We start from the raw sequence: 6,693 nt of genomic DNA, 5'->3' as shown, positions 1-6,693 counted from the left end.
TAGAATTCTTTCTTTACAGATTAACTAAACTCTATGCCTAAATTTACACAATCCCCCAACTTTTCAACTTGATCCGTTTTAAATGTCAACTTAGGACTCAGAAGAAATAAAAAAGCCGGAACTTAAAAGTTCCGGCTTTTTGGTTGCCCAACCAGGATTCGAACCTAGACAAACAGAACCAAAATCTGTCGTACTACCATTATACTATTGGGCAATACCCTTATTGTTTGGGATGGCAAAAGTATAACTTTTTTTATTTCTGCAAAAAAAACTTGCAATATTTTTAAAATATCCTTCGGAATCCTCTACAGTAAAGACTTATAAAACTATCTCATTCACTTTTTCCGCTATCTGTGCCGGTTTTATCCACTCCATACAGGCGTAATCCCCTCTGAAGCAGGGTTTGTTGCCAAATACGGAACAAGGCCGGCAAGGCAGATCAAGGATCTGGATGGCGTTTTCAGGCGACTGTGCATACCCCATAAATCCCGCAAAAGGATGGGTAGCGCCCCAAACAGATACCACAGGCACCCCAAACAGGGAAGCCAGGTGCATATTGGCCGAATCCATGCTGATCATCACATCCAGCTGGCCGATGATGGCCATTTCTTCCTCCAGGGAAAAACGCCCCGCCACCACAATTACCTGCGGATATTGGGCTGCCAGCTGTGTAAGCAATGCTACCTCCTGCTTTCCACCGCCCAAAAGAAATAGCTGTAGCCCCTGCTCCTGCGCCAGCATGCCTAAAACGGCCTCCATTTGCTCCAAAGGGTACATTTTTTCCCGGTAAGTGGCAAAAGGAGCCAATCCTACCCATTTTTTTCCTTGTTTCGAACCAGTTACCGCTGTAACTGTTCCGGGCAACACACGGGGCTGAAAAACGGGTTTGCGGCCCATTTCACAGCGAAGCCCCAGTTGCCGGAATACTTTCGCATACCGTTCTATGGTACTGGTAAGCGGCTGCAATACCTTATTTTCCTTCCGGGTCAGTGCTTTCTTTTCAGCGCGGCCTTTATCAATGGCCGCCACAGGCGTGCCGCTCAAACGGAAAAAAGTGCGGATAATCTGCGACCTCAGCACATTGTGCAGGTCTGCCACCGCCGTAATCCGGTACGCCTTTTTTACTTCACGGAACAGGCGATACAATCCTTTTACCCCTTTATGGATGCCTTTTACATCCGCCGGAAAAAAGGTGAGCCGGGGAATCCCCGCGCACAAAGCGCCCCAGTTCCGGTTGGTCACAAAAACAATCTCCACTTCCGGATTTTCATCCAGCACCTGTTTCATCACAGGAATGGTCATGGCTACATCGCCCATAGCAGACAACCGGGTAACCAATATCGTTTTAACTGTGCCCAAGTAAGAAGATTTATTTTTCGTTTTTGTATAACACCGGGTTCAGGGAAGGATCATTATACATCTTCATTTGCTTGTATACCTTCATAAACTTTTTACCGGCGGCAATATCTGCCAGCAGCGCTTCAATAGCGGTGCTCAGGTCCTGTTGCTGCTCCAGCAGGATATCCAGCTTACGCTGGCACGCTGCACGGTGCTCAGGTGTGGCATCCGCACGGGTAGCCTCTTCCTGCATATGGTAAATTTTCAGGGCTAAAATAGACAAACGGTCTATTGCCCAGGCAGGACTCTCCGTATTAATCCCCGCATCCGCAGCAGGCGCGGTTTTGCCGTACTTTTCCAGGAAATAACTATCGATGTACTCCACCACGTCGGTACGCTCCTGGTTGGAACGGTCTATCCAACGCTTAATACCCAATGCTTCCACCGGGTCTATCTTCGGATCGCGGATAATATCCTCCAGGTGCCACTGCACCGTGTCTATCCAGTTTTTCAGGAAAAGCAGGTGTTCAATGCTGCTCTTTTCATAGGGATTGGAAATGGCCTGATGCACATCGTTATGCTCATGGTAGGCCACGATACTCTGGTTAAATATCTTATTGCACAATTGTGTAAACATGGCGCAAATGTACAAAGGCTGGCGACAAAAAAGAAGCGCATGGTAGAGACCATACGCTTATTGTAAAAGATTGTCATGTGAATGTTCGAGAATGCAAATCGTGAAGGCTTTCAATGGTTATCTTGGGGTTGAGATGCCGTCAAGGTTATACCACCTTATTTTCCTTTTTACCCTGAAATGATGTAATCACACCATATGTTGGCAATAATATTTTTATGATTGTTTGTTTTTGAATATTTTTTGAATGCAGTAAAAATCAATCACTCTAATGGCTAAACGTTTTATTGAGGGTGTTCTAAAATGCTATAGCTGTTAACAAAATACCAGATCACTAATTACAGGGCCAGGATCACAGACGTTATTTTTCATAAACCTGGAGTGGCCTCTCACCACTACTTCTTATGGGATTCCTCTGTTAATGTTGACAACTTCTTTTGTTTAATTATTCTCAAATAGTACCGGGTTTTCTAAATAATCAGGGTTTAAAAGGGGACATCTTTATGCCCGTGTGTCTTAGTGCAAATTAAGAATGGCCACTGCAGTATAAAATGCAGTGGCCACCATTTTTTATACAACGTTTGTGCTAATTACAACGTTTTCTTGTCCAAATTAGCTTTCTGTTATAGCAGGCCGCTTAATCTTGGTAAGATAATACAACGGAATGCCCAACAAGATAATACCCAGCCCGGGTAAAGTATAATTGGTTTCAAACACCAGCAGCAGGGCTGCCAGCGATAATGCCACTACGATGTAGATCATGGGCAGCACGGGGTAACCAAATGCTTTGTATGGTCTTTCTATCTCCGGACGCTTCTTTCTTAAAATAAAAATTCCGAGGATGGTTAGCACATAAAATATCAATACCCCGAAAATTACCAACGCCAGTAAATCATTGTACCTGCCGGTTAAACAAAGCATGGAAGCCCATGCACACTGGATCCATAAGCCATAACCAGGCACGCTGTGCTTATTCAGCTCGCCCGCTTTTTTAAAGAACAACTTATCTTCTGCCATCGTGTAATAAATCCGCGCACCTGATAAGATCAACCCGTTGTTACAACCAAAAGTGGAGATCATAATCATCACCGCAATAATAATAGCGCCGCTGGAACCAAAGATCTTGGCGGTTACGGCTACGGCTACCCGGTCATTAGCGGCAAACGCAATTTCATTCAGCGGCAGCACAGCTAAGTACATCAGGTTACAGCTCACATAAATGATGGTCACAATCAGTGTTCCCAGGAAAAGGGAACGGCCAATATTCTTTGAAGGATTTTTGATCTCTCCGGCAATGAAGGTCACATTGTTCCAGGCATCACTGGAAAACAGCGAGCCTTTCATGGAAACCGCAATGGCACCAAACAGCGCCAATCCTGATAACGCAGCCGTTACCACCGTACCATTCTGCGAAGAAACTGCTGCAGCGTCCCAGGCATGCTGCCAGTTGGCCTGCCAGATTTCCGACTTTGCGCCAAACAGTAATCCGAAAATAATAAGCCCGAATAAAGACAACAGCTTTGCCAATGTAAATACCGTTTGTATCAGCTTGCCGTGTTGCACACCACGGGTGTTAATAAATGTTAGTAAGATGATAGACACGATGGCCACTATCTGCGCCGCAGAAATCTGCACAATACCCGCGTCCAGCAAAATATTCTTCTCACTGAAACCCGGGATCAGGTAAGCGGTAAACTTGGCAAAAGCTACCGCCACGGCGGCAATGGTACCAGTCTGAATAACACCGAACTGCGTCCAGCCAAATAAAAATGCGATAAATGGATTGTAGGCTTCGCGAAGATACACATACTGGCCGCCGGCTTTGGGAAACATCCCGGATAATTCACCGTAACTCATTGCGGCAATCAGCGTAACAATACCCGCCAGTACCCACATGGCAGTGATCCAGCCTGCGCCGCCCACGCTACGGGCAATTTCCGCAGTTACAATAAAGATCCCGGAACCTATCATGGATCCGGCAACGATCATGGTAGCGTCCAATAAGCCCAGGGATGGCTTGAATGATTTAGTTTGGTTGATTTCCATATTGATATTTATAAAAAATCCCGGCTCATAAGGGAACCGGGACTATAAGGTAGAAAAAATTTCTGATGGTTTATCCGCTTATTTAGCAGGAGTTGCCGCGCTGTTATCATTCATTCCTTTGATAACGTCCGGGGTTACATCGTAAGCCGGATCTTTATACAGGATGTTGCTGGCAGTACTGCGATAAGAGAATATATATGCAAAACGTTTGTCGGCGTTAAATGATTTCAGGAAATCATCCAGTCTTTTCTGCAATTCTTCATTAAACTTAGTCTCCTGCTCTGTATAAGTTGCACGCAGATTCTGCGCTTCCTGCTCTAACTGCTGTTGTTTAGACATCAGGCTACGCTGCGCTGCCTCTCCCTGCTCCTGGGTAAGTGTAGATGCTCTGCGCTGCAGGTCCTCATACTCACTCTGCAATGCACGGGCCTTGCCTTTCAGCTGGTTATCCATCTGCTGCTGCTTCTGCTCCAGTAAGCCTCTTTTTTCCTTGAAATACTCAAAATGCGCTTCCAGAGAATCCAGGTCTACATAAGCAATTTTAAAACTACCCGCAGCCGGAGTACCGCTGTTTGCCGCACTTGATGCAGCTGGTGCACTGTTACCAGCTTTATTTCCCTGGCAAGACATCAATAAACCGGCTGAAAATGCCGCTAATAATCCTTTAGTCACTAATTGTTTACAAGTGCGCATGTTAATAGGTGGATTTGCTTCTTTTAGTACATTTGAAAAATGGAACGGCTAAAATAAGGTTTTTAATGGATTTTCATATTCCCATCCATTTTTTTAGCTAGGTTTTAACGAATATTATTACTTCACCTTCTCCAACAGGATCTCCGGCTCATTGGTGGTAATATAATCCACCCCGTTTTTCAATAAATCGTCCATTATTTCCGGATTATCTATTGTCCATGCATTGGTAGTTACTTTGTGTTGCTTCGCGGTAGCAATCAGCTGCGGATCATTTTTAAACACCTGCTGGTTGTAATCCAGTCCCCATATACCATCCGCCTGCAGCTGCGCCGGTGTTTTATCCCCGTTGAGATAGGCTATTTTTGCCGCGGGATCAAGCTCCTTTATTTTTTTGCAGATATTGTAATCGAAGCTGATGTAAAACATCCACGCCTGGGCCTTCTTAGCCTGCACCATCGCTACCGCTTTGGTGGCCAGCAAATCGCCCCTGCCGGTGCGGGAAGGCTTTAACTCCAGTACCAGTCGCGTGCGGTGCTGCTGCTGGATTATATCAATAAACTCCTCCAGCGTTGGCACCCGGTCCCCGTTCTTCAGCTGAACGGTCTGCAAATCCGCCAGGGTACTCTCTTCTACCTTCTTTCCCCCTATCTCCGGATCATGTGAAATTACCAGCTCATTATCTGACGATAACCAAACATCAAATTCCGATCCCTCACAACCCAGCTTCATCGCGTCTTTCAGGGAAGTAATGCTGTTCTGGCTACCCGCCTGGTGCTTCCATGCACCACGATGGGCCACTACTTTATTACGGATAAAATCGTCTGCTACCAGCAGGAATTCAGCGGTGTCCGTTCCTGCTTTAATACGGACCGGATACGTAAAATCACCTTCCTTGCTTACCGTAGCTTTCTTTTTCAGTTTCAATTCATGACCGCTGATCGTAAATAACCCCGACTTATCCTCCAGCAACGTGGCGGCCGACAGCTGCCCATTCCTGTCATAGATCTTACCAATAACCGCGTTCTTTTGCTGAACGGGAATCGTATAGGCATCCAGGTAAGGAGCGTTGGCGTGTTGCGCCGCCGCTGCGGTACCCATCAAGGTTATTCCTGCCATCAGAAATATTTTTTTGCAATTGTTCATGTGATCCGCGTTTGTGGCTAAAATAGCGCGCAATTTATTCATTTCCACTCCCCGGGTGGAAAAACACTACGTTAAATTACTATAAAGCTTTAAGAAGCGATGGCTTTAATTATGCTGTATGAGCAACACATTGAACCTGGCTGGATCCAGCGGATACCCGTTGCTGACAAGCGTATATATCTTACCCGCCTGGGTAGCCATATCAAATGTCTTTAGGACTCTGAGAGAATCAGACCAGCGGAAATTGATCTTGTAATGGGCGCTGTCGCCGTAAAGCGGCGCAAACCCAGTTTGTGCAGGAAACGTGAGCCCCCTGAAAAAGCGCGGAAGCGTATCGGAATAAACATCCATACCAAGCGGTGTACGGTTGGGCCTGAATGCCTGTGCAAAATTAATTACCCTGAATTTAGACATGCCTGCCGCGGGAGCGCTCAGGTCATCTTCTGTAGCAATCAGTATCTGGTTGCCGGCGCTGTCGGCGCCTACGTAAGCAGAATAATAATGATTATTACGCAGAAAGATCTGCCCACGGTATAATGCAACACCAGGCTGCCTGGTGTTGGAAATGATCAGGTTGTACTTCTGCGCCCGGAAAGATTTATACCCTGTATTAGCGCCATAGCCTATGTTGCTGGCAACAGGAAGGCTATCCAGCATCACATTAAACTGATCATTGCCAGGCACTGCATTTACAAACATAAAGTTACCGTGAGTATCAGGTACCGCACTGTCACTGTTCTTTTTACAGGCGCCCAGTATCACTAACAATACTAAAACAGGAATGATCAGGTGTTTCATGAAATCCGCTTCTTTTTACGGACTCAAATGTAGTAATATTA

General features: G+C 45.8%; 6 protein-coding genes and 1 tRNA gene. All 7 read right to left on the bottom strand.

The window, feature by feature from the left end; translation table 11 throughout:
• Window positions 1–140: 140 nt before the first annotated feature.
• Window positions 141–214, bottom strand: a tRNA-Gln gene (locus V7S65_RS29610).
• A gap of 104 nt (window positions 215–318) precedes the next feature.
• The gene (locus tag V7S65_RS29605; protein WP_336389075.1) at window positions 319–1,359 is read right to left on the bottom strand and encodes a glycosyltransferase family 9 protein; all 1,041 of its coding nucleotides are present in this window, start codon (window positions 1,357–1,359) and stop codon (window positions 319–321) included.
• A gap of 10 nt (window positions 1,360–1,369) precedes the next feature.
• Window positions 1,370–1,975: a DUF4254 domain-containing protein gene (locus V7S65_RS29600; protein ID WP_336389076.1), complete on the bottom strand. Its 606-nt coding sequence runs from the start codon at window positions 1,973–1,975 to the stop codon at window positions 1,370–1,372.
• Between the two features lie 609 nt (window positions 1,976–2,584).
• Entirely contained in the window at window positions 2,585–4,018 is a 1,434-nt protein-coding gene (locus V7S65_RS29595; RefSeq protein WP_079470662.1) for an APC family permease, read from the bottom strand.
• Window positions 4,019–4,096: 78 nt separating this feature from the next.
• A complete protein-coding gene (locus V7S65_RS29590; protein ID WP_079470663.1) occupies window positions 4,097–4,711 on the bottom strand; it encodes an OmpH family outer membrane protein in 615 nt (204 codons plus the stop codon).
• Window positions 4,712–4,828: 117 nt separating this feature from the next.
• Window positions 4,829–5,827, bottom strand: coding sequence for a glycerophosphodiester phosphodiesterase (locus V7S65_RS29585; RefSeq protein WP_336389077.1), 999 nt, complete (start codon window positions 5,825–5,827; stop codon window positions 4,829–4,831).
• 132 nt (window positions 5,828–5,959) lie between these two features.
• A complete protein-coding gene (locus V7S65_RS29580) occupies window positions 5,960–6,652 on the bottom strand; it encodes a DUF4397 domain-containing protein (RefSeq protein WP_079470665.1) in 693 nt (230 codons plus the stop codon).
• Between the last annotated feature and the right edge of the window lie 41 nt (window positions 6,653–6,693).

Source organism: Chitinophaga sp. CCNWYY40 (assembly GCF_037483205.1).
Taxonomy (GTDB): Bacteria; Bacteroidota; Bacteroidia; order Chitinophagales; family Chitinophagaceae; genus Chitinophaga; species Chitinophaga ginsengisegetis.
This window is presented reverse-complemented; position numbering and strand designations above follow the sequence as displayed.